This window comes from Streptosporangium nanhuense (assembly GCF_059358815.1).
This window is the reverse complement of record NZ_JCADBG010000027.1, coordinates 86,881-110,384: the sequence shown is the minus strand read 5'-3', so window position 1 is coordinate 110,384 and position 23,504 is coordinate 86,881. Positions and strand designations below refer to the sequence as shown.

The following is a 23,504-nucleotide window of genomic DNA, read 5'->3' as shown; positions in this document are numbered from 1 at the left end:
CGTCTCCGCCAGGACGGAAAAATCAATTCCGTGATGGATTACCAGGTCCGGCGATCCTGGCAGACTGTCCGGCATGAGGAAGAGCGAGGAGAGCGAGGAGAGCGGGGAAGACGTCTCCACACCCCGGGCGCGCCGCAGGGGACGACCGCCCAGGGACCGCTCGGCGCCGCCGGCGCCGTCGACGCCCGACCGCATCCTCGCCGAGGCGACCGGCCTGTTCGCCCGGCACGGGGCCGACGGCGTCTCCATGCGCGACATCGCCGCCCGGGTCGGGATCGACGTCTCCAGCGTGCACCACCACTTCCCGTCGAAGGCGTCCCTGTACGACGCCTGCTTCGCCCGCGTCTTCGAGCTGGAGCGGGCCACGCTCACCCCGCCGGTGCGCGCCCTCCTCGCCGCCGTGCGCTCGGAGACCCCGGGCGACGTCGTGGGAGCCATGCACGCCCTGGTGGACGCGTTCGTCGACTTCCTCGACGAGCACCCCCAGACCACGTTCCTGTGGCTGCGGCGGTGGCTGGACCCCACCCTCCACCTGTCCCTGGACGAGGCGTACTCGCTGCCGATCTACGGCGAGATCGAGCGCGCCCTGCTGGAGGCCGCCACCCGCGGTCTCGTCGTCGAGCCGACGCCGCACGTCACCGTGCGCGGCCTGGTCTGGGCGGCCCACGGCCACGTGACCGCGCTGAGCGCCCTGAGGGCCCGCGGCGGGGACGCGGTGGCCGCCGACCGCGAGAGGCGCGAGTTCCGCGCCTACGCCCACCGCTTCGTCGACCGGCTCTACGCACCCCCTGGCGCGGGCGCCGCCGACGGCTAATATTCCATCAAGCGATGGAATATGGGAGGCGACGGATGGACGCGAGAGAACCGGGTCGTGGCGTGACCGCCGTCGTCGGCGGCGGTGCGGCGGGCATAGCCGCCGCCAAGGCCCTCATCGAGGCCGGCCTGCCCGTCCTCGGCGTCGAGCGCGCCGCCTCCCTCGGCGGCCTGTGGCGGCTGGACGCCGACACCGCCTCCTACGAGGGTCTCCGCCTCAACACGAGCAAGCCGCGCACGGAGTTCTCCGACTTCCCGATGCCCGCCGAGTGGCCCGACTACCCGACCCGCGCCCAGCTGCTCGACTACCTGCGCTCGTACGCCGACCGCTTCGGGGTCGGCGAGCACTTCAGGTTCGGCACGACGCTCGAGTCGGCCCGGCGGACCGAGGACGGCTGGGAGCTGGAGCTGACCGGTCCCGAGGGGCCGTACCGCGAGACGGTGGAGCACCTGGTGGTGGCCAACGGCCACAACCACGAGCCCCGCCTGCCCGAACCCCCGTACCCGGGGACGTTCACCGGCACCGAGTCGCACGCGCACGACTACGTCACCCCCGCCGAGCTGGCCGGGAGGCGCGTGCTCGTCGTGGGCACCGGCAACTCGGCGATGGACATCGCCGCCGAGCTGGCGGGCCACGCGTCCGCCGTGCTGCTGTCGGCCAGGCGCGGGGTCTGGGTGCTGCCCAAGCGGCTGCTGGGCCGCCCCTCCGACCAGCTCAACGGCGCCCTCGCGGCCCTGCTGCCCTGGCGGGTGCGGCAGGTGGTCTCCCAGGCGGTGCTCAAGGTCGCCGACCGCAAGCCCGCCGGGCCGCGCCTGCCCGCTCCCCGCGAGGGCGTGCTCCAGGACCACCCCACCCTGAGCGACTCCGTCCCCCGGCTGATCGCGGAGGGAAAGGTGCTCGCCCGCCGGGGCATCGCGCGCCTGGACGGCCCGAGGGTCCACTTCGCCGACGGTCAGGTGGACGAGGTCGACCACATCGTCTGGTGCACCGGCTACCGGGCCGTGACCCCCTTCCTGGACGCCGCCACGATGCCCGACCCGGCGAGCACGCTGCTCTACCGCCACGTCTTCCCCGTCGGCGACGACTCGATCAGCTACGTCGGGCTGATGCAGTCGACCGGCTCGGCGCTGCCCGTCGTCGAGGCGCAGGGCCGCCTCGTGGCCGCCGTACGCGCGGGGACCCACCGGCTGCCCGACCCCGAGGCCGCGCGGAGGATCGCCTCCGCCGAGCTCGACGCCGCCCGCGACCGCTGGGGGCGGCGCAGGCCCCACATGCGAATCGACGTCGACCAGTACCTCCGCGTCATGGACCGCGAGCTGCGCGCCTCCCCCTCGCGAGCGCTGGCCGGACGCAGGATCCTGGTCACCGGCGCCGCGGGCACCTTCGGCAGGGCGATGAGCGCGCGGTTCACCGCCCAGGGCGCGCACGTGGTCGGCCTGGACATCGTGGACACAGTGGACACAGCCCGCCCCGGCGACTCCGGCATCCCGATCATCGCGTGCGACATCACCTCCCAGGAGTCCGTCGACGCCGCGGTGGCCGAGGCCGCGGCCCTGCTCGGCGGCATCGACCTGCTGGTCAACAACGCGGGGCGCGGCGGGCCCGCCCCGGCCGAGCTCGCCCCCGGTGAGGAGGTCGAGGCGCAGCTGCGGCTGAACCTCCTCGGCGCCTGGCGCGTGACGGCGACGGTCATGCCCCATCTGGTGCGCTCGCGCGGGCGGGTGGTCTTCATCGCCTCGCGGATGGCGCTCCTGCCCCTGCCGCTGGCGGCGGCGTACGGCGTCTCCAAACGCGCGCTCGCGGCCTACGCCGACGCGCTCCGGCTGGAGGTCGGCACGCACGTCGGCGTGACGACGGTCTACCCGAGCATGGTCCGCAGCCCGATCCACGACAGCACGCGGCAGGCGGGGCTGTCCCTGGACGCGGTGTCCAGGCCCGAACCCGTCGAGGGCGTGGTCGACGCGATCGTCCGTGCCGTCACCGCCCGCCGCGCCCCGCGCGACGTGGCGACCACCCTCCGGGGGCGCGTCGAGATGATGGTCGGCAGGCACGCCCCCTCCCTGGCCGACCGCCTCGTACGCCGCACCGTCGCGGCCCGCGTGGCGGCCGGCGACTTCGCGAACGCCCCCCTCGCGGCGGGGATGGTGCGCAGGCACCGGGGGTAGGAGGGCCGGCGTCCGGCGGGCACGTTCGAGGGCACCCCGGTCGTCCCGCTCACGCCGCTCGTCCTGCCACCTCGCTCGCCCCGCTCGTCCCGCCGACCGTGACCGGCCGGGGCGTCAGAACCCGGTGAGCGAGGGCATCCGATCGGACGCCCCGCCGTGGAACACCCTGCCGAGAACGGTCCGCAGCCGCTCCGTCTCGACGGGGCTCAGGTCCAGGTCGACGGTGAGGACGGTCCCGGTCTCCATGTCGTCCGCCGCCTTGGGAGTGAGGTGCAGGACCAGCCGCCGTTCGTCGAGCACGCAGGCGGTGACGCCGCCCCCGGTGCCCCGCATGCCCTCGCGGGAGACCCAGTAGGGCTGCTCTCCCCCATCTCCCCTGCCCATGAAGAGGAGGTGGTCGCCGCCGCCACCGGCCTTCTCGTACAGCGAGACGACGGGTCCCTCGCGCTCCTCGACGAATCCGGAATCGCGGACGACCATGTGCTCGACCGGCGTGTAGGCCACCTCTCCGGAGATGACCGGCTCGGGACCGGGCGACTCCCGGACGCGGCGCCAGGGGCTCTCGGGCTCGCGGATCCCCACCGGGACCGCCGTAGGGAGTGCGTCCAGCAGCCAGCCGGGGACGGCGTCGCGGGGGAACACCGTCAGCTCCTCCAGCGACGCGATGCCGGGGATGTACGTGCCCTCGGGAAAGGGAAACCCGCCGGCGTCCACATGTCCCCGGTACGACCTGCTCTCCGGCGTGAAGCGCAGCTCGCAGGAGAACCACGTGCCCTCGCCGTCGCGGTAGGACAGCTCGCGGAGCCGCCGGATCCGCTCCTCCAGCCCCTGGACATCGGCCTCCACCCCGTCGCGGTCCACGACGACGCGGGTGAACCCTCCGACCTGGCCGCAACGGACCGTGGCCTCGCTCCAGCCGGGAGGCGCGGCGGCACGGACCAGGTCGCCGATCGCCAGCCGCAGGCGGCGCTCCTCGTCGTACTTCGAGCGCATGGTCATCCTTCCTTCGCCGTCAACAGCCCGTGCAGGCGGCGCGCCTCACGGAGCAGGCCGCTCGATCCCTTACGCGCCGCCAGGGCCTCGATCTCGGGGATCGCCCCGTGGGCGCGGCACCATGCCGCCGTGGTGGCGGCCAGCTCCACGAATCCGGCCAGCCCGTGGCGCGGCCGGTCACCGGCCCGGGGCAGGAGCGACGGCAACGCCGCGGCGGCCGCCGTCCACACCTCCTCGTGGGCGCCCTGGCCGGCCGCCGACTCCAGGGCCGCCGTCAGGTGGACGAGCTTGATCTGCTCGTACGCGACCAGCGCCGCCGCCCGCCTGCCGAGTTCGGCGGCCGGCAGGTCGCCGCGCCCCGCCATCGTCAGCAGGACGCCGACGGCCTCCGGCGTCTCCGGGGTTCCCAGCAGGCGGGCGAGGACGAGGGCCACGGCGGCTCCCGGCGGCCCGTCGAGCAGGGCGAGCTCGCGCAGGTGGCCCGGCCGTACCGCCAGGCGGTGCCACTGGTCGTACGAGAGCCGGCGTGACAGGTAGGCGGCGGCCACCTCGCGGTGGGAGGGGAACATCGACGGCCACCAGGACGGCTGGGCTCCGTCGCCGTACCGCGGGGAGGCGGCGAACACCTGGTCGACGAGGGGCAGTCCGGTGGCCGGCGCGCGCAGCGACGGGACGGGGCTGACCTCCTCGAAGTAGCCCCGGCCCCTGACGCCGCGCCCGTCCCCCGGGCGGGACCAGTCCATCTTCACCACCGGATCCGCGAGCCGGGGCCCGGCCAGCCATCGGGCGACCAGGCGACCGGCCGCCGAGGAGAGCCGGCCCGCGCGTTCGGCCGCCTCCCCGTCCCGCTCCCTCGGCAGCCGGAGAAGTGCCTGCTGCAGGTCCGCGGCGAGCGGCTTCGCCCCGGCGGCCTCGATGACCTCCAGCCTCGTCACCAGCTCGGCCGCCTCCACGTGCCCGGTCGTGAGGGAGGGGGTGGCCAGCAGCAGGGGCGGGAGGACGTCCTCCTCCGCGGCCATCTGGATCTCGGCGGCCCGGTGCAGCAGGAGCAGGTGCGGCGGGGAGAGGTAACCGATGTCGGGGAGCCTGCTCCTCCAGGCGCCGCGCTCCGCCGCCAGGCCGGCGAGGGAAGACGCGGCGCCGATCAGCCAGAAGTCGACCCTGTCCCAGTGGTGGACCCCGTACAGGTGCCTGTACCTGCCGAGCAGGTAGGGCTTGAACGCGGTGGCCGTGCCCTCCCGGTCCCGGTGCGCGAGGACGACGAAACCGGCCAGCAGCCGCTCCCACGCCTGCCAGTCGTCGGAGTCGTTCAGCAGGGGCACCATCTCCGCCACGGACCCGATCGGTCCGGGCATCCGCCGCGGGGCCTCGGGCCGCGGGAGCGCGGGCGGCGCGAACCCGTCCCGGGGGCCGGTCCCGGCCGGTTCCTCGCCGCCGAACACCGCGAAGGCACGTCGTCCGAGGGCGGGCGGGAGCACGTCGAGGGCGGCGAGGGCGGCGAGGGCGCTGCGGACGACGGCGCGGCCCTCGTCGTCCATCAGGCTCGCGTACTTGATCGCGAGTGTCAGCGCCCTCTCCCGCAGTTCGACGGAGTCGGCGGCGAACGCCGACGCCAGCGGTCCCGCGATCGAGGCCGCCAGGCCGGGCGAGCGCCGTACCCGCTGGTCCAGCCAGGTGAGCCCGGCGCGGACGAGCTTGCGCTCGGGCCGGAAGAGCACCGACTCCCACGCCTCCACCAGGTCGAGCGGATCGAGCCCGCCGCGACCGTCGAACCCGTCGCGGCCGGCGAGCCCGTCGAGCTCACGCAGGTGCCGCAGCGCCAGCTCGGCGACCGGCCCGGGGGCCGCGGGCAGCAGCCGCAGGTAGTCACGGGCCAGCGGCTCGATCTCGTGCGGCGCGGGATCCAGCGCCTCGTGCAGGCGGACGAAGAACCGCAGCTCCGTCACCGAGCCACCCAGCAGGAACCGCCTGACGCATCCCTGGAGCAGCTCCGACCGTCTCACCCCGTCCGCCGCGGCCAGCGTGCGCAGAGCACCCAGCAACGACCGGTTCGGATCGCCCTCCCCCTGCAGGGCCCGCCCGACCCCCTGGGCCTCGAAGAGGCGGGAAAGCATGACGTCGAAGAGCGGGTCCCTGTGCGGAGCGGGCAGACCGGCGACCGCGCTCGCCCATCCGGCGACCACCGGATCGTGGTCCGGAAGCTCGATCCCGGTCTCGCGGAGCAGGGCGAGCGCCAGCTCCATGCCGCGGTCCTCCGCCGTCCGGAGCCTCAGCACGAGCCGCCTCGCCAGGTCGGCCCGCCACTCCGCCGGACGGGTCGCGACAATCGTCATGATCCGCCTGGTGTCCCTGTACGGCGGGCTCCAGCGGGAGGTGAGATCCCGGCGGTTCAGCCAGGTCGCCACGGCGGCCGCCCCGGGAAGGACCCCGGCCCCGGCGGCGCGGAGCACCTCGGCGTGGTCGTCGAGCCCCTCCCAGGGCTCCCGCCCGCCGCGCAGCGTCCTCAGGTATCCGGGAAGGCTGCCGGCGACCTCCTTGCGCGCCTCCTCGTCGAGCCCGGTGACCCGGATCGCGACGGCATGGGCGTCCTGGCGGTCGATGAGCCCGCGGATCTCCTCCCAGGCGCTCATGCGACGACCTCCTCGCGGCGGGAGGTCCTGGGGGGTTCACCGGAGGCCGGGACCATCGTCCCGGCCGGCGGGGCGACGTGCTGGTGGGGGGTGGACATGCCGCGAACAGTAGTGATCCACTCCGACAGTTCGGCCGCGGATCCGTCACGAGGCCACGGCCCCGCGACGGATCCGACGGACGCGCGACCGGCGACCACGTCCTTCCGCTCACCCCTCGAACGCATGGTCAGCGACGGAGAACGGGCTTCTCGTCCGCCCTGGCGTGCGCGCGGCAGCACCTGGCCCCCGAGCGGCAGCAGTGGTGGCGGTGGTGGTGGCGGCGCGTACGGTCCTTGATCCTGATCACGTTGTCGTCGTGCTGGTGGTTCCTGATGCTCGTGCCGGGTTGACGGCCGGTGGATAACGTGCCGGCGGGTGACACCGGGAGGTCATCGGGCGCGACGACCAGGGCAACCGCCGCCGAGACGCTGGCGTCCAGCAGGGCGGTGCCGGGGAAGGCGGCCGTGAGCACATGGCTTCCCGGTGCGAGGACCACCGCCAGGACGGCGCGGCCGTTCGCGTCGAGCACGGCGGTCCCCAGGCTCACCCCGTCGTCGAAGAACTCGACCGGCCCCGTCGGCGCGTTCGGCCCGGGAGAGGTGACGGTCGCGGTGAGGGTGTACCCGCCCGCCACCCCGGGCGTGGGCGCCACGGCCAGCGCGGTCGCGCTCTGCCGTGACACCGGCGGGACCACCAGGGGCACCACCGGTGAGACGCTGGCGTCCAGCAGGGCGGTGCCGGGGAAGGCCGCCACGAGCTCGTGGGTTCCCGGTGCGAGGACCACCGCCAGGACGGCGCGGCCGTTCGCGTCGAGCACGGCGGTCCCCAGGCTCACCCCGTCGTCGAAGAACTCGACCGGCCCCGTCGGCGCGTTCGGCCCGGGAGAGGTGACGGTCGCGGTGAGGGTGTACCCGCCCGCCACCCCGGGCGTGGGCGCCACGGCCAGCGCGGTCGCGGTCTCCCGTGACACCGGCGCGGCGCAGAGCGAGCGCGTGACGGTGTTGGTGTCCAGGGTGACGGCGCCGTTGCGGGCCAGGAGGCGGCCGTCTATCACCGCGCCGGTGGTCGCGGTGATCGAGGTCAGCGCCAGGATGTTGCCGACGAAGCTGGAGCCGGTTCCCAGCGTGGCCGAGCTGCCGACCTGCCAGAAGACGTTGCAGGCCTGGGCGCCGTTGATGAGGTTGACCGTGCTGGCGGACGCGGTGATGAGGGTGGAGGAGGCCTGGAAGACGAAGACGGCGTTGGGGTCTCCCTGCCCGTCCAGGGTCAGCTCTCCGGTGATCTGGAAGGTGCCCAGGGCGGAGTTGTAGGTGCCCGGTGTCAGGGTCGCCCCGCCGAGCTCGGTGGCGATGGTGGCGTCGACGACCTGGCCGGCCGCGTTGTTGTAGGCGGTGGTCAGGTCGGCCTGGGCCTGGGCGGCGACGGCGTCGGCCGCGTGGACGGCACCGATCACGAGGCCGGGCGGGAAACCGGTGATCGCCGACCCCGGGCTCACGCCGAGGTCTCCGGTGAGGATGCTGGGGCCGGTGTTGGTGACGGCGGAGCCGCCCAGGACCGCGAAACTCCCGGCCGTGCCGAGCGGCACCGGCGTCGCCGCTCTCGCCGTGTGCGGGGTCGCGGTGACGCATCCCAGCGCGAGGACGGGCACCAGGGCTCCGATGAGCCACCGGCGTACGACACCTCGCCTGACACTTCGCTCGACAATTCGCGAATGACCAATACCTGTCATAATACTGACCTTTTCTTTTGGTATTACTCCGTTCAGACGCATTGCCGATGATGCGCCATTTTATCCGATCCTACTAATCGGCGAAGTCGCATTCCTTATACGACATGCGGGATATTTTATTGCATGACCATTTCCGCACATAAGATAGATAGAAGTATTTTTCTGCTTTCCGGACGGCCGTACGGCCACCTCGTCGCAGGTCAGAAAGGGTGGCCGCGTCCGCTCTCCAGGGACGCGCCGCCTGCCGCGAAAAAGGGCCCCGGTCCCGGCGGACCGGGATCAGGGCCCGTTTTCCTGTCGCCCGGCGGGACGAACCGTCAGGAGGCCACGGAAGTGGAACCGGCCTGCAGCCGGTTGCCCGTACGCCGCCAGCGGGCGAGCCCGCCGTCCAGCGGGCGCGCGTGGAAACCCCGCTCGCGCAGCAGCCGCACGGCCTCCGGGGAGACCGCGCAGTAGGGTCCGCCGCAGTAGGCCACGATCTCGGCGTCCCGGGGGAGCTCGCCGAGACGATCGCTCAGCTCGGCCAGGGGCACCGACAGCGCCCCCGGCACGTGGCCGCGGGCGTGGTCGGCCGCGGAGCGGACGTCGACGATCACGACGCCGGCGCCGGGGTCGGCGAGGCGCGCGGCGAGCTCGCCGGCGGTCACCGGCTCCAGCACCGCGGGGTCGCCGAGGTGCTCGGACACCGCCTCCCGCAGGTCGGCGAGCCTTTCCCCGGCGAAGTCCTGCAGCTCGCCCAGGAACCGGGAGACCCGCTCGTCGGCCAGCCGGTAGTAGACCCGCGTACCGTCCCTGCGGCTCGTCACCAGGTGGGCGGCGCGGAGCTGCTGCAGCTGGGCCGAGGTGTTCTTCAGCGGGACGCCGGCCGCCTCGGACAGCTCCTCGACGGTGCGTTCCCGCTGGTCGAGCACGTCGAGCAGCCTGAGCCGCACGGGGCTGGCCAGTGTCTTCCCGATCCGTGCCAGCTGCCGGTAGATCGGTTCCTCGCGAAACTCCGCCATGGCCGTCAGACCATGTACTGGTCGTGGCGAAGGTACAGGTCGGTCCACTCCGCGTCGCCGAGCTGCCGCCCCTCGGCCACGATCGCGCCGAGCTCCTCGAAGTACGCCTCGCGCGGCGCCCCGGGGGTGAAGAGCAGGAGCATCGACGCCGGTTCGCCGGACTCGTTGCGGAAGCTGTGTATCCCGCCCGCCGGCACGTGCAGGAAGTCTCCCTCCGTCGCGTCGATCCAGCCCTTCCCGTCGAACAGCCGCACCGCCCCGGACAGGACGAAGAAGGACTCGGAGATCGTCCGGTGGAAGTGGGGCTCCGGGCCGGACGGCTTCGGTCCCATCTCCCAGCGGTACAGCCCGAACTGCCCGTCCGTCGAGGCGCCGGTGCCCAGGTAGTGCACCGCCGTCCCGCCGACCATCAGATCCGGTCCCGCGCTCGCCGGCCGGAAGGTCCCGCTGCTCTCGCCCGCCTCGCCCAGGTAACGAGCCTTGGGGTACGACATCGCGCTCTCCGTCCTTAGGATCCAATATTCCAAAGAACCATAGAATACAGGGATAAAAGAGGAAAGACCCGACTCGTGCCGCATTTGTTGCTGTTTGAGATGGACGTCCGGAGTGCCGACGCACGATAGTGCAGGGAGTCTCGACTGGCCCACGGAGGTTCCCCCCGCTATGCGTATCACCAGGCCGCTCACCGCCTTGGCGGCCATCTCGACAGCCGTCTCGACAATCGTTTTGACGACCACCGTTCCCACGGCGTCCGCCGCTGCCGACGTCGGCAGCGCCACCGTGGTGCCGCTCCAGGTCACCGGAGCCCCGGACAAGCGGTTCAACCTGATCATCATGGGCGACGGCTACACCGAGGACGAGCAGGCCGCGTTCGCCGCCGACACCGACCAGCAGCTCAACGTGATGTGGTCCATCGAGCCCTACAAGTCCTACCGCAACTACTTCAACGTCTACCGGGTGGACATCGTCTCCGGCGAGTCCGGCATCAGCTGTGACCCCGACCTGACCTCCGGGAGGAAGAACACCCCGCTGAGCATGGGTTTCTGGGGCGGCTGCAACCCCGCCAGCGTCCAGCGGCTCATCACCATGAGCAACTCGGCGGCCAACTCGTACGCCAACCTGGTGACCGGGACCAGCGGCGCGAACCGGCAGATCCTCGCCCTGGCCAACAGCGGGACCTACGGCGGGGCGGGCGGCGCCTACGCCACCTCCTCGGGCCACAACTCGATGTCGGCCCTCATCGCGCCGCACGAGATCGGCCACTCGCTGGGCGGGCTGCAGGACGAGTACACCTACTACACGCGCGGCGTGGAAGGCGGCACCTACGCCGGGGGCGAGCCGGGCTCCGTGCACCACACCCTGCTGACCGAGCAGCAGATGAAGGACCAGCGCAAGAAGTGGTGGCGCTGGCTGGGCGAGCCGAGCGAGGCGGGCGGCGTCATCGGCCGTCACGAGGGCGGCCTGTACTTCGGCAAGGGAGTCTGGCGGCCCAGCGAGCACTCCATCATGAGGACGCTGGGCTACTACTACGACCAGGTCAGCCGTGAGGTGATGACCCAGAAGATCTCCGCCAAGGTCGGTCTCATCCAGGACGGCACGCCCGCCACCTCGCCCGTCGGCGCCGACCGGGTGCTCTGGGTGGAGCCGCTGCACCCCAACAGCCACTCGCTGACCACCACCTGGAGCGTCGACGGCACCGACCTCCCGGGCGACCGCACCGCGCTCGACCTCCGCACGCTGGACCTGCCGCCCGGCACGCACACGGTGAAGGCGACCGTCGTCGACCCGAGCGACTTCGTGCGCGACCCCGCCATCCGTTCCGGCGCCCTCACCGCGACCCGTACCTGGACGGTGGACACGACCGTGACCACCGTCCCCGCCCCGGTCGAGGCGGGCCTGCTCTCCTCCACGCCCACGAACCAGGCCGTCGGCCGCGACGAGGTCGTCCACGTCGAGACCACCCACCCCGACGACGACGTCCCCGCCGTCACCTGGACGCTGGACGGTACGCGACTCGGCGGCGACGACGGTGACCTGGACCTCGGAGAGCTCACCCTCTCCCCCGGCAACCACACCCTCACCGCCACCTCCGGCGGCGACACCCGGTCCTGGACCGTCGACAACACGTCGCCCACGACCGGCTACCAGCTCTCCGCGCCGCTGGTCGCCTCCGGCGACACCCACGTCTACAACGGCCCCTTCACCATGAGGCTCACCGGCGGCGACGACCAGGACGGGTACGTCGTGCACGAGTCCCGGGTGGACGGCGACGGCTGGTTCAACTACTTCGGCTGGCCGACCTCCGCCGACCTGCCGTGGACGTTCAGCGAGAGCGGCACCGTCATCGACAGCCTCACCTTCGGCAGGCTGCCCCGTGGCAGGCACACCGTCGAGTACCGCTCGATCGACCCCAGCGGCAACCACGGCGCGGCCAAGCGCTTCACGGTGACCACCCTCGCGCCGCCTCCCGCCTGCACCACCACGGTCACCGGCACGAGGAACGGGACGCTCGCGGTCCGCTCCGGCGTCACCTGCCTGAACGACGCCAGGATCAACGGCGGGGTGACCGTCGGCTCCGGCGCGTCCCTGGTGGTGAACGGCGGCAGCGTCAACGGGGCGATCACCTCCTCCGCCGCCGCCGAGATCCACCTGCTGAAGACCCAGGTCAACGGCGCGGTCGTCGTCTCCGGCACCACCCGTCAGCTGATCGTCGCGGGCTCGGAGTTCAGGGGCGCGGCGGTGCTGACCGGCAACACCACCGCCGACGCCCTCGTGGTGACGGGCAGCAGGATCCGCGGCGCGCTCTCCTGCGGCGGCAACACGCCCGCCCCGTCCGACGCCGGCGTGCCCAACCAGCTCACCGGCAGCGGCCGGTGCGCCGGCCTCGTCGACGACCCGCGCTCCAGGACCCGGGTCGAGCCCTACGAGGCCGTGGTCTCCAGCGACGTCCCCGAGAAGGGCCGGGACCAGCACCACCACTGACACACGCGGCGGCGGGACGCCTCCCAGGGAGGCGTCCCGCCGTCACGACAATCCCCCGGCCGTCCCTGAACGACGGCCGTCACGAAAATCCGCGGCCCGCCCCTCGGCAACGGCGGCCGACCACGGGCTCACGCCACCGCGGGCACCAGCGTGAGCCCGTGGTCGGCCGCACGGCGGGCGATCTCGAATCCGGCGCGGGTGTAGATGCCGAGGGCCCCGGTCGGGTTGTCCGCGTCCACCCCCAGCCCCGCCGTGTCGTACCCCTGCGCGCGGAACTCGCCCAGCGCGTGCGCGAGCAGCGCGCTCGCCACCCCGCGCCCGCGCCACTCGCGCGAGGTGCCGATGATCTGGATCCACGCCTCGCGGACCCCGGTCGCCTCGGTGTCGGCCTCGAAGTAGTGGGTGAGCAGGATGCCCACGCTCTCCCCCGACGCGTCCAGCGCGACGAAGGACCCCTCCGGCCGGAACACCCGCACCCCGACGATGTTGCTCCGCCAGGACTCCGGGGTGTGCTGGACGCTCCCCCAGTGGTCGGCGAAGGAGCGGTTGCGCACCTCCCGGACGGCGTCCTCCAGGTCGTCCCGGTAGGTGATGATCTCCACCCCCTCCGGCGGCGAGACCTTCGGCGGCTCGGCGCCCAGGTCGAGGGTCATCCCGTAGAACCACCTGGCCGGGCGCATGCCGGCCCTGGCGACCAGCGCCAGCAACCCCTCGTTGCGGCTGTCCACCTCGACGTGGAGTTCGAGCGGATGCCCGGGGAAGCGGCGCTCGTGCAGCGCCGGGGTGTTGGCGATCGCCCACTCCAGCAGGTGGCCCCCCAGCCCCCTGCGCCGGTGGTCAGGACGCACCCCGCCCCACAGGCTCATCCGGTGGACCGGCTCGGCCGCGGCCCGGCTCATCGTCATCCCGTACGCGACCAGCCGGCCGGACTCCCACGCCCCCAGCGTGCCCCCGACGGGGTCGAGCAGCGGGTTGGCGAGATCCTCGGCGAGGTCGTCGGCGGTCTGTCTCCCCCCGACCTGGTCCACCTCGTCGATCGCCGCCAGCAACTCCGCCCACGCCCCGACGTCGTCCTTGGTCAGCGGAACCCACTCGACGCTCATGGCCACCGAGCGTAGAAGCAGGCCACCCCGCGCGGCGACCGGTTTTCCGGCCCGCTCCACGACCGCCACCACCTGTCCGGCCGATCGGCGGCGGCGTTCTCAGAGGGCGCGCAGGCCTCGGTCGGTGAAGGCGATCATCCACTCGAAGCTCTCGTCGACGTCGGCGCTCCACTGAAAGCCGTTGTCCGCCTGCAACGTGGCGAAGCCGTGGCAGAGGCTGCGGAGCATGCGCAGGGCGTGGTCCACGTCGGGCTCCGCGATCTCGTAGCCACGCAGGACCGCCACGAACGCGTCCATCGCCCGCAGGCTCTCCGTGGCCAGCGGATCGTCCGGGCCGGACGGTTCGATACCGATCGTCGCGGCGTACCGGCCGGGGTGTTCCAGGACGAAGGCGCGGAAGGCTCGCACCGCGGCGGCCAGGGCGTCGCGGCCGGCGTATCCCTGGATCGCGCCGCCCATGGCGTCGGCGGCCTCGCCCATCGCCAGAGCCGCGATGCGCCGGATGAGGTCCTCCTGGCCGTGCACGTGCTTGTACAGGGACGGGGTGCGCACGCCCAGCCGCTCGGCCAGCATCCCCATCGTCAGGTTGGAGAGGCCGACCTCGTCGGCGAGGGCGGCCCCGGCCGCGACCACGGCCGCCGGGTCCAGGCCGGCCCTAGGCACGGGCGGCGTCCGGCCGGAGGAAGGCGAGCATGAGCGAGATCACCTGGTCAGGGTACTGGTCGTGCGGGTAGTGCCCGGCGCCCTCGATCATCGCGAGGCGGCCGAGGCCGGACGGCAGGGCGTCGACGATCGCCGACCCCTCGGCGTGCGGATCGGCCCAGTCGGGGTCGAGCGTGCCCATCACGACCAGGACCGGGCAGCGGACGTTGCCGAGCTGCGCGCCGGCGTCGGTCGGGGCGCTGCGGCCCATGCCCTGCATCGCCTTCATCCGGCCCGGCTCACGCATCAGGGAGTCGACGCGGCCGAGCCGCTCGGTCCAGTCGGCCGGCTTCACGCCCGGATAGGCCACGTCGAGGTAGGAGCGCCAGAGCGGCACGCTGCCGAACACGCCCGCGCCGAGCAGCCGCATCATGCCCTGCCGGAAGCGCTTCACCCGCAGGTCGCCGAGGCGGATCGACTGCTTGCGGGTGAACGGCCCCAGCTCGACGACCGCGCTGACCAGCGAGGGCTCCCGCGCCGCGGCGATGGTGGCGGCGCCGCCGGAGATCGAGTGGCCGACGAGCACGGCCGGGCCGCCCAGGTGGCGGATCACGGCGAGCAGGTCACCGGCGATGGCGGTACGGCTCCACTCCGGCCAGTCGACGCTGGACTCCCCGCAACCGCGCAGGTCGACCGCGGCGACCCGGTACCCCGCCGCCACCAGCGACGGGACCATGGCACGGTACGCGGCCCGGCTGTCGCCCATGCCGTGCGCGAGAACGACCAGCGGGCCGGAACCCGTCACCTCGTAAGCGATCGTGCCACCGTCGACGGCGAGGTACTCGGTCATGACATCCTCCAGGTTTGGCTAACTTCATTAGCTAAAAGCTAAAGCAATTAGCCAACCTTGTCAACGACGAGCCCCGGCCCGGTTGAAAGGAACGACGAAGCGCCCGAAGAAACAGGTCGAGCCTCTTCCGTCAGAATTCCGGCCGGAAAGTGACCGGAATTCTTCCTAGAGTCGATCTCGAAGGTCGTACCGACCGAAAGGACCAAGAAATGATCACCCGTGAGATCCAGCCGGCCGCGCGGGTCGCCGGCCGTCACCTCGGTCAGGGGCCGACCGCCTGCCACGGGACGCCCGCCGTGGCGGGCGTCGGTGAGGGCGACGCGGTGTTCGTCTCCGGCTCGCCGGGCGGGGTCGGCTCACCGGGCGAGGTCCGCTCACCGGGCGGAGTCCGCTCACCGGTCCGGGCAGGCGCGGCTGTCGTGACGACCCTCTCGCGCAGGACCCTGAACCGGGCCCTGCTGGACCGCCAGTTCCTGCTGGCCCGCACCGACCGCACCCCGCTGGAGGTGATCGGGCGCCTGGTCGCGCTGCAGGCGCAGGAGCCCAACTGGCCCTACGTCGGGCTGTGGAGCAGGATCCACGACTTCACCCACTCCCAGCTCACCACACCGCTGCGGGAGCGGAAGGTGGTCCGCTCCGGCCTGCTCCGCGGCACCCAGCACCTCGCCACGGCCGACGACTACCTCCGGCTGCGGCCGCCGCTGCAGCCCGTGCTCGACCGCGCCGCCCGCTCGGCGTACTTCGCCCGCAACAGCGCGGGCCTGGACACCGCCTCGCTGGTCGCCACCGGGCTTGAGCTGCTGGCGGGCGGGACGACACCGCGAAAGGAACTGGCCCGGCGGCTGGCCGAACGCCACCCGGGCCGCGACGGGCGCGTCCTCGCCGGAGAGGTCGAGCTCAGAGCCCCCCTCGTCCACGACCCGGCCACCGGCGCGTGGGGATCCTGGGGCACCCGGCCGTCCGTCTCCGTCACGCCCGCCGAGGCCTGGCTCGGCCGGCCCATGGCCCCGGCGACCGCCGAGGACCTGGTCCGCCGCTACCTGGCGGCGTTCGGCCCGGCCTCGACCATGGACGTGCAGGCCTGGTCCGGGCTGACCCGCCTCGGCGAGATCGTCTCCGGCATGCGCGCCGAGCTGCGCCACTACCGCGACCCCGACGGCAGGGAACTGGTCGACCTGGCCGACGCGGAACTGCCCGATCCCGACACGCCCGCGCCCGTACGACTGCTGCCCGCCTTCGACAACGCCCTGCTCGGCCACGCCGACCGGACGCGCGTCATCAGCGACGAGGACCGGAAGCACGTGATGCCCGGCCACGCACAGGTACGGCCCACCTTCCTCGTGGACGGCCACGTGCACGGAAGCTGGTCCCTCGAAGGCGGCACCCTGCGCCTCACCCCGTTCCGCCCGCTGTCCGCGACCGACCGGGCGGCCCTGGAACAGGAGGCGGAGCGCCTGCTGCCGTTCGTGGGAGGCGAGAACGTGTCCTGCGGCGACCCGACGTCCTGAGCCTCCCTTCTCCGGCCTTCTCCGGCATCGACCGCCGCACGGGCGCCCGCCGTGACCCGCCTTCGAGAACCGCGCCCAAGGACGGCCGTCACCGGGGCCCCGCCGCGTTCAGGCCGCCTCCGGGTTAGGGTGCCGCCGTGGATCTTGACGTCATCCGGCGCGGCATCGACGCGCTCCGCGAGTACGACACGGACCTCGACCTCTTCGGCGCCCGCGAGCACCGCTACCGGTTCGAGCCGCCGCTCGACGAGGCCACGCTGGAGGAGGTCGAGACACGGATCGGGGTGCGCCTTCCCGCCGACTACCGCACGTTCCTGACCCGGCTCGGCAACGGCGGCGCCGGCCCGTACTACGGGGTGCACGGGGTACGGCCGGACGGCTCCTGGGCGCGGTCCGGCCCGTTCCCGTTCACGGAGGAGTGGGAGCCTCCCACGGACGACGAGGGCTACGACGAGGCCATGGAGGCCGCCTTCGAAGGACTGCTGCCGGTCGCCGAGCACGGCTGCGGCTACCGCTCCCACCTGGTCGTCAACGGCCCGGCCTCGGGCCAGGTATGGGGCGACTGGACCTGCGTCGGCGAGGCGCTCGCCCCGCAGGCCGAGTCGTTCGGCGCGTGGTACCACGACTGGCTGGAGGTGTCGCTGCGCGAGGTGCTGGGCGAGCGGATCGAGGACACCGTGCGCGACGAGACCGGCTGGAGCGTCGACCGGCGGTTGCTCGGCCTCCTCCCGCCGCCGCTCGCCGACGGTGACGAGCAGCCGGCGGTGAAGGTCCTGCGGCTGGCCCGCCGGATCCACCTCGCCCTCTACGAACGCCACGACGGCGACGCCCGCGACCTCCTCGCCCAGGCCCACGCGGTCGGCGCCGACGGGGACCACGAAGCCGTGCGCCTCGCGCTCGCGGAGGCCGTGCTCCTGCGCGAGGAGGGCAGAACCGCCGACGCCCTGACCGTCGTGGAACACGCGATCCCGCGGAACGGCTGGTGGCTCGACAGGGCGTGGCTGCACCGCCTGCGCGTCGAGCTGCTTCTGGCGCGGGGGCGGCTGGACGACGCGCACACGGCGACCGAGGAGCACATCGCGCGCTGTCCCGACGACGACTTCGGCTACGTACGCCGCGCTCTCCTGCGGGTGCTGACCGGTGACCCCTCGTCCGCCGAGGAGGTCCTGCGCGCCGACGCCCCGCTCGGGAGAGGAATCCGATCGGCGGGCCACCCACGTCCCGCCGACCGCGCCCCCGTCGCGCTAGGGCTCCGCGCCCGGCGCCTGGCCTGGGAGTGCCGCCGCTGGGGACACACCACCGACGCGCCTCGCTTCGACGCGATCGCCACGGGCTGACCTGGCTGACCTGGCTCCGACGGAAAGTCCCGGCCGTGCGCTCCGCGATGTCATCCCCAGCAGGTCACCCTTCGAGGTGGAGCCGTTCGAGGAACGCCCCCCGCTCGGCCCGTTTGTCCTCCGCGACCTTCTCGATGTCCCACCACTCGTACCCGTGGACATGCGCGACGGCCCGCAGCACTTCGAGCACGTCGGCGATCTCCTCCGCCACCCCGGCCGCCGAGGCCTCACGCAACTCCGCCGACTCCTCGAACAGCTTCTCCAGCAACGCCTCCCGATAGTCGGCGTCCCCGAGAACGGTCACCACCGGCTCCCCGCCACCCTCGCGAATGATCTCCGGAATCCTGTCCCGCACGAGTTTTCCCACGTCAGGCCACTCCTTCGCGCACGCTTGGCGTCCCTTGGAAATCCCAGAGATTACCGGGCTCCCCCGCCGTACGCGCTCCCCGACACGAGCGGTGAAAATAGCCTGCATTTCGGCAAATACCCACCAAGGACGGCGGCGTATGGATTTCTCTCACCGGGGACGGAGCCCGCGGTCCTCGTGGCGCATGGCCGTACTGATAGGGGCGAACAGCCGGACCTACAAGTTCGCCCTCGGCACCGCGCTCCTGGACGCCGCCGCCGAAGACCGATCGGAGATCCTGCTCCGGGATCTGGCGGTGGAGGAAGAATCCCGGTTCAGCTCCGCTCGGTGATGACCTTCCGGTGGTAGTCCAGGTGCTCCTGACTGATCTCGTGGTTCTCGGTGACCCGGAGGCTGCCGAGCGAGACACCGGACGCCGTGTCCGTCATCGTGAGGTCGGCCTGGATGGTGATCATCCCTCGGTCGAGCAGGACGTGGTGGTTGGGGCAGAGACAGAGCAGGTTGCCGGGCTCGTCGGGGCCGTTGTGCGGCTTTCCGAGCGGGCGGATGTGGGCTCCCTCCGCGTAGAAGCCCCGGTGGAGAGCGAGACGGTCGCCGCAGATCTGGCAGTGGAAGTCGTGCGCGCGCTTGATCTGGTCGGCGAGCAGGGAGTCGCGGATGACGCGCTCCACGACGGCCTCGCGACGGCTGGTCGGGGAGGAGATCGCGTCCAGCCCGACCCTGGCGAGAAGCCTGTTGTGGTCGACGCCGTGGAAGTACGCGCTGAGCAGCCTCACGACGATCCGGGCCCGGATGTCCTCCCGGTCGGTGACGATCTCGTACGCCCACGTGTGCAGACCGCTATCCGGGTCGTGCTCCTTCATCCACTTCTGCGCGTGCCGACCGCTGGCGGCCGGTACGTCGGCGTGGCCGGGCAGGTCCCAGAGGCCGTGATGGTGAAGCCACAGCACGGGGAACTCCGGGTTGGGCCGGTCCTCTTCGAGACCGAACTCCTCGATGAGCCGCCCGAGCTCGCGGTAGGTGCTCTCCCACCGCCGCAGACGTGGCTTGCCCCGGGCCGCGCGGCCGATCGCCCAGAGCAGGGTCAACGGCTGGTGCCGTTTCTGCGCGCCGGTCGCGGGAGACACGGCGGGCTTGAGCGACTCGACCTTCCGCAGGAGCTCTTCGATAGAGGGCACTTCGGCAGTCTGCCCCGGTTTCGTCACCTCGAAGCCCAGCGCGCCGAGCATCCGGGCGACGGTGGCGTTCTCCCACTGGAGAACTCCTCGGGACGCAGGGGCCCGCCGCCGACTCCCCGGTGGGCGACCCTGGCGATCGCCTTGGAGTCGTATCGTCTGCCGTCGTGGACGAGGAAGTAACCGATGGCGGGGCGGTAGCCGTACAGCTCGAGAAAGGCGTCACGGCCCAGCTGGTCGAACTCGTCGATGGCGGCGAGCACCATCTCACGCCGAAGATCGGAAAGCGCCACCCTGCGAGCCTATATGTGGATATAGCGCAAACTGCTGCAGTTTCAGAGAGCTCGTACTTCCCTGTCTCATGGCAGCCGGCAGAGAGGAGGAAACGGAACCTTCACCGTCAACTGTCGGTGGCTCCTGGTTCTGTTGGCCGTACAGATCGCAGGGTTGGTCATGAGAGGTGGCGACGAGCATGAACCCGACGAGGGGCGAAGAAGGCTTCTGGGATTTGGTGGAGGCGGCCTGGGCACCGCTCGGGGCGGACGTCGATCAGGCACGGCAGGCGCTGACACACCGGACGCCCGACCTTGACGAGGACCTTCACGACAGGCCGCCGCTCGCCGTGGTCGAAGCCGCCCTGGAGGAGTTCTTGGGCAACCTCGGCTCCCTCGCCGAGGGGTTGTCCGCGGACGAACTGACGGATCTTGACCGGGTGGTCGAGCGCAAGCTCTACGACATCGACCGCGCGGACATCCAGGCGGTCACCGACGGCTCCGACGACGGTTTCCTCTACGCACGTGGCTTCGTCGTCGCGCTGGGCCGCGACTTCTACGCCGCGGTGGCCGCGGATCCGAGGAAGGCTGTGCCGGACGCCGAGTGCGAGGAGATGTGTTACTTCTTCGCCCACCTGCACCACGAGCGCTACGGAACCTTCCCGGACACCGGATCGAAAATCTCCCGCGAGTCGTGTTCGAACCCGGCCGGCTGGCCCGGCTGAGACCCGCCACCTGCCCTGACTTCCGCCCTCGCCCGCCGGATCAGGCGGGGCCGGATCCGGAGATCTGGTAGCGGAGCACCTCGGCGTCGCGGATCGTCGCCGTCTGGTCGTCGCTCGGCCCGGAGGCGCGGAAGGCGTCGAGACTTTCCTCGGACTCCCAGCGCTCGTAGACGTTGATCCGGCCGGCGTCGACGAGGTCGGCGCCGAGCGCGAAGTCGAGGCAGCCGGACGAGGCGCGCGCCTGCTCGACCACGCCGACGCAGCCGCGCAGATAGGCGTCGCGAGCAGCGGGATCGACACTGAGCCAGCCGGAGATGATGATCATGCCGTCACTGTACGGTCCGCCACCGACAGAATCACCACCGTGTAAAACGGAACGAGAAAAGCGCCCGCCCCGAAGGACGGGCGCTTTTCAGGTGGTTGCTACTCGTCCACCACCGGGCTGCCGGGGCGGCAGCGGGCAGGGAGGGGGTCGACGTTGCAGCCGGTGAGGATGCGGACGATCTGGGGGTCGTGGTCGCTGGCCTGGTCGGAGAACTCGGCGTTGATGTGGACGACGCCGTAGGAGTAGCCCTTGATGGCCGGGCTGACGAGGATGTGGTCGAGGACCTGGGAGTTGCCGTCGAAGATGTAGCTGTAGCGCTCGTTGACGGGAAGGGTGTCGATCAGCGTCTTGAGGAGGGTGCCGTTCTCGGTGAGGGTGTCGAGGGTGGGGCTGAACTGGTAGTCGTTGATGTCGCCCAGCACGACGACGGCGGCGCGCCCAGCGCTCTTGACGGAGAGGTCCTTGACGAAGTCGCGGACCTCGGCGGCCTGCTTGACGCGCTGGACCTCGGAGCTCCGGACGGGGGGCTGCACGGCCGCGGTCAGCGGGGCGTCGCCGCCCTTGGAGTTGAAGTGGTTGGCGACGACGAACAGCTGCTTGTCGCCGTCGTAGAGGAACTCACCGACGAGCGGCTTGCGGCTGGAGGCCCAGGCGTCACTCGTCGGGTCGATCCGGCCGGGTGAGACCGACAGGGAGACCTGGTTGCTGGTCGGCCGCTCGCGGACGACGGAGACGGCCGTGTCGGCGTCGCCGCCGGGACGGTCGACGAACGTCACGCGCGCGGGGTTGAACAGGAACACCTGGCGGATGTTGCCGCCCGGCTCGCCGCCGTCGGTGCCGTCGTTCGGGTCGACGGAGCGCCAGTCGTACGTGGGTCCGCCCGCGGCCTGGATCGCCGCGATGAACTTGGCGACGGTCTCGTCGGCCGCGACGACGCCGTTGTTGACGGCTCCGTTGTTGTCCTGGATCTCCTCCAGGGCGAGGATGTCGGGCTTGCCGAGGTTGTCGACGACCGCCTCGGCGAGCCGCGCGAACTTGGCGGCCGGGTTGGTGGCGGCGAGGTTCTCGACGTTGTACGTCGCGACGGACAGGTCGCCCTGCTTCTTCGGCGGGAGCACCTTCTGGCGCTTGAGGCCGCCCTCGGTGATCGTGCCGAGCTGGGTGGCCAGCAGGACGTAGCCGCCGAACGACTGGTAGTCGAGCGGGCCGGTGGTTCCGGCGGCCAGCGTGGAGCCGACGTTGGCGGCGGGCGCGCCGTTCAACGAGAGGATCATCAGCCGGCCGCTGTTCGGGTCGTCGTAGCCCTTGTAGACGACACCGCCGCGCGGGGTCGGGTTCTGGCCCGGCTTGAGCGTCACCCAGAGCTCGGAGAACGCCGTGTTGACCGGACTGACCAGGCGGGTGTCCTGGGCGACGGTGATCCGCATGCCCTCGTGCACCTCAAGCCAGTCCAGCACGTACGAGGACGGCTCCAGGGGCTGGGCCTCCAGGCTGCCGCTCTTGGTGTAGGCGTCGGGGAAGGCGACGGGGACGGGCGCGGGCAGCGCGTTGCCGCCGGTGAGCCTGACGGTGTTGACCGTGCCGCCGATCTCGGTGAGGGTCTGCGCGCCGGTGGCCGGGCGGTACTCGGTGACGCGGCCGGAGACCAGGACGGAGTCCCCGATGACGACCGTCGGCGACGTGGAGCCGGTGAAGACGAAGAGGCCCTCGCTGGTCAGGGGGTCGGCGTCGGCGGACGGGTCCTGGAACCAGAAGCCGCGCGAGCTGCCCGTCACCCGGACGGCGGTGACGATGCCCGGGACGTTCGTGACGTTCTGCCCGACGATCGGGGAGATCCGGCCCGAGCCCTGGATGTCGTGGATGCGGGTGTTGCCGGGGGTCGGGTCGACAGGGCCGCCCGGGTCGCCCGCGGTGACCGTGGTCCCCGCGGAGTTGGTGACCTTCGGCACGCCGGAGACGAAGTCGACGGAGTTGTTGTCGGTGTCGGTCAGCGCTCCGGTGCGGGCGTTGGCCGTGGTGTTGGTGAGCGCGGGGGCGGCGAGGGTCTCGACGTTCGCGGTCGCGCCGTAACCGACCAGGTCCTTGACGTTCGGAGCGGTCCAACACGAGGTGCCGCAGCCCACCAGCGGGATCTTGTTGGTGACCAGGGCGACGACGCCGGAGGTACCCGACATGGGGATCGTGCCGGTGTCGTCGGGGGTGGGCAGGTTGAGGGAGCCGCCGGCGCCGAAGGCCTGCTGGACGAGGTACCTGCCGTGCGCGGGGATGGTGCCGGTCAGGCTGGTGAGCTGGAAGACGGTGCCCGCGGCCGAGGCGTACTGGACGCTCCAGGACGAGAGGTCGACGGGGCTGCCGGTGAGGTTGGCCAGCTCGATGTAGTCGTTCTTGAAAACCGCTCCGGAGTTGCCGCCGCCGCCGTACACGGCGGAGATGACGACGTCGGACGAGAGGGCGTTCGCGGTGCTGGGGGGCAGTGCTGTCATGGTCGCCGCGATCACCAGCGACAGACTCGCGGCCGTGATCAGCCGACGCACGCGGGGAGGTGCCACAGGAGGTTACTCCTAGATCGATTGAGTTCTACCCAGGAGCATGATGCTACGTATGGTCAGCCAAAAGAGTCTTTATTGTCTATTTACCTATTCGACGAAAATGTTCATTGAATCTTTCCGCTAGGCGTCAACACCGCCCCGCACCGGAAGAACACCTCGCCCACCTGTCGGCAGCGCTTGAGCCCGGGTCGCTCGGCATCAAAGGACCCCGGCCTTCTTGACCGGCCGATGCCGGCGAGGGGACGGCGACTCTCCGGAACCACCGGCACGCGCCATAAGACACAGGTCAACCTGTATC

At 71.8% G+C, this 23,504-nt stretch carries 20 protein-coding genes; 7 read left to right on the top strand and 13 right to left on the bottom strand.

Features of this window, described 5'->3' with window-relative positions; translation table 11 throughout:
• Positions 1–73 precede the first annotated feature (73 nt).
• Together AC5L38_RS37380 and AC5L38_RS37375 are read left to right on the top strand one after the other, a co-directional pair.
• Positions 74–814, top strand: coding sequence for a TetR/AcrR family transcriptional regulator (locus AC5L38_RS37380; protein WP_495247535.1), 741 nt, complete (start codon positions 74–76; stop codon positions 812–814).
• 35 nt (positions 815–849) lie between these two features.
• The gene (locus tag AC5L38_RS37375) at positions 850–2,979 is read left to right on the top strand and encodes an SDR family NAD(P)-dependent oxidoreductase (protein ID WP_495247534.1); all 2,130 of its coding nucleotides are present in this window, start codon (positions 850–852) and stop codon (positions 2,977–2,979) included.
• Positions 2,980–3,093: 114 nt separating this feature from the next.
• Here the strand turns inward: AC5L38_RS37375 and AC5L38_RS37370 are convergent, their stop codons facing one another.
• From AC5L38_RS37370 to AC5L38_RS37350, 5 genes are all read right to left on the bottom strand, one after another.
• On the bottom strand, positions 3,094–3,978 hold the full coding sequence (locus tag AC5L38_RS37370) for an Imm10 family immunity protein (protein ID WP_495247533.1): 885 nt from the start codon (positions 3,976–3,978) through the stop codon (positions 3,094–3,096).
• Positions 3,975–6,602: a DUF7824 domain-containing protein gene (locus AC5L38_RS37365; RefSeq protein ID WP_495247532.1), complete on the bottom strand. Its 2,628-nt coding sequence runs from the start codon at positions 6,600–6,602 to the stop codon at positions 3,975–3,977. The genes AC5L38_RS37370 and AC5L38_RS37365 overlap by 4 nt, the downstream gene beginning before the upstream one ends.
• A gap of 226 nt (positions 6,603–6,828) precedes the next feature.
• Entirely contained in the window at positions 6,829–8,289 is a 1,461-nt protein-coding gene (locus tag AC5L38_RS37360; RefSeq protein ID WP_495247531.1) for an ice-binding family protein, read from the bottom strand.
• A gap of 398 nt (positions 8,290–8,687) precedes the next feature.
• Positions 8,688–9,371, bottom strand: a complete 684-nt coding sequence (locus AC5L38_RS37355; protein ID WP_495247530.1) for an ArsR/SmtB family transcription factor — start codon at positions 9,369–9,371, stop codon at positions 8,688–8,690.
• 5 nt (positions 9,372–9,376) lie between these two features.
• Complete coding sequence (locus AC5L38_RS37350; RefSeq protein WP_495247529.1) at positions 9,377–9,865, bottom strand: cupin domain-containing protein; 489 nt, start codon at positions 9,863–9,865, stop codon at positions 9,377–9,379.
• A gap of 232 nt (positions 9,866–10,097) precedes the next feature.
• Here AC5L38_RS37350 and AC5L38_RS37345 point away from each other — a divergent pair, with 232 nt between their 5' ends.
• Positions 10,098–12,353: a M64 family metallopeptidase gene (locus tag AC5L38_RS37345; protein ID WP_495247528.1), complete on the top strand. Its 2,256-nt coding sequence runs from the start codon at positions 10,098–10,100 to the stop codon at positions 12,351–12,353.
• Between the two features lie 128 nt (positions 12,354–12,481).
• On the opposite strand, the gene AC5L38_RS37340 is transcribed toward AC5L38_RS37345, so the two are convergent.
• The 3 genes from AC5L38_RS37340 to AC5L38_RS37330 form a co-directional block, all read right to left on the bottom strand.
• A complete protein-coding gene (locus AC5L38_RS37340) occupies positions 12,482–13,456 on the bottom strand; it encodes a GNAT family N-acetyltransferase (protein WP_495247527.1) in 975 nt (324 codons plus the stop codon).
• Positions 13,457–13,555: 99 nt separating this feature from the next.
• Positions 13,556–14,119 (bottom strand): TetR/AcrR family transcriptional regulator, encoded by a 564-nt coding sequence (locus AC5L38_RS37335; protein WP_495247526.1) that lies wholly within the window; start codon positions 14,117–14,119, stop codon positions 13,556–13,558.
• Positions 14,112–14,948, bottom strand: a complete 837-nt coding sequence (locus AC5L38_RS37330; protein ID WP_495247525.1) for an alpha/beta fold hydrolase — start codon at positions 14,946–14,948, stop codon at positions 14,112–14,114. The genes AC5L38_RS37335 and AC5L38_RS37330 overlap by 8 nt, the downstream gene beginning before the upstream one ends.
• Positions 14,949–15,157: 209 nt before the next feature.
• Here AC5L38_RS37330 and AC5L38_RS37325 point away from each other — a divergent pair, with 209 nt between their 5' ends.
• Positions 15,158–16,456, top strand: a complete 1,299-nt coding sequence (locus AC5L38_RS37325; RefSeq protein WP_495247524.1) for a winged helix DNA-binding domain-containing protein — start codon at positions 15,158–15,160, stop codon at positions 16,454–16,456.
• A 137-nt stretch (positions 16,457–16,593) separates the two neighbouring features.
• Positions 16,594–17,793 carry an SMI1/KNR4 family protein gene (locus tag AC5L38_RS37320; RefSeq protein WP_495247523.1) on the top strand — a complete coding sequence of 400 codons (1,200 nt, stop codon included), beginning with the start codon at positions 16,594–16,596 and terminating at the stop codon, positions 17,791–17,793.
• Between the two features lie 64 nt (positions 17,794–17,857).
• Here the strand turns inward: AC5L38_RS37320 and AC5L38_RS37315 are convergent, their stop codons facing one another.
• Positions 17,858–18,160, bottom strand: coding sequence for a nucleoside triphosphate pyrophosphohydrolase (locus AC5L38_RS37315; RefSeq protein WP_495247522.1), 303 nt, complete (start codon positions 18,158–18,160; stop codon positions 17,858–17,860).
• A 184-nt stretch (positions 18,161–18,344) separates the two neighbouring features.
• On the opposite strand from AC5L38_RS37315, the gene AC5L38_RS37310 reads away from it, so the two are divergent.
• Positions 18,345–18,491 (top strand): hypothetical protein, encoded by a 147-nt coding sequence (locus tag AC5L38_RS37310; protein ID WP_495247521.1) that lies wholly within the window; start codon positions 18,345–18,347, stop codon positions 18,489–18,491.
• Here AC5L38_RS37310 and AC5L38_RS37305 read toward each other — a convergent pair.
• Together AC5L38_RS37305 and AC5L38_RS37300 are read right to left on the bottom strand one after the other, a co-directional pair.
• Positions 18,475–19,338: an HNH endonuclease gene (locus tag AC5L38_RS37305; RefSeq protein ID WP_495247520.1), complete on the bottom strand. Its 864-nt coding sequence runs from the start codon at positions 19,336–19,338 to the stop codon at positions 18,475–18,477. The genes AC5L38_RS37310 and AC5L38_RS37305 overlap by 17 nt on opposite strands.
• Positions 19,339–19,361: 23 nt before the next feature.
• Positions 19,362–19,628 (bottom strand): ScoMcrA-related endonuclease, encoded by a 267-nt coding sequence (locus AC5L38_RS37300; RefSeq protein ID WP_495247519.1) that lies wholly within the window; start codon positions 19,626–19,628, stop codon positions 19,362–19,364.
• A gap of 179 nt (positions 19,629–19,807) precedes the next feature.
• On the opposite strand from AC5L38_RS37300, the gene AC5L38_RS37295 reads away from it, so the two are divergent.
• Entirely contained in the window at positions 19,808–20,332 is a 525-nt protein-coding gene (locus AC5L38_RS37295; protein WP_495247518.1) for a DUF4240 domain-containing protein, read from the top strand.
• A 40-nt stretch (positions 20,333–20,372) separates the two neighbouring features.
• On the opposite strand, the gene AC5L38_RS37290 is transcribed toward AC5L38_RS37295, so the two are convergent.
• Together AC5L38_RS37290 and AC5L38_RS37285 are read right to left on the bottom strand one after the other, a co-directional pair.
• Positions 20,373–20,657 carry a putative quinol monooxygenase gene (locus AC5L38_RS37290; RefSeq protein WP_495247517.1) on the bottom strand — a complete coding sequence of 95 codons (285 nt, stop codon included), beginning with the start codon at positions 20,655–20,657 and terminating at the stop codon, positions 20,373–20,375.
• A 98-nt stretch (positions 20,658–20,755) separates the two neighbouring features.
• Positions 20,756–23,191, bottom strand: coding sequence for a DUF8508 domain-containing protein (locus tag AC5L38_RS37285; RefSeq protein WP_495247516.1), 2,436 nt, complete (start codon positions 23,189–23,191; stop codon positions 20,756–20,758).
• Positions 23,192–23,504: the final 313 nt, after the last annotated feature.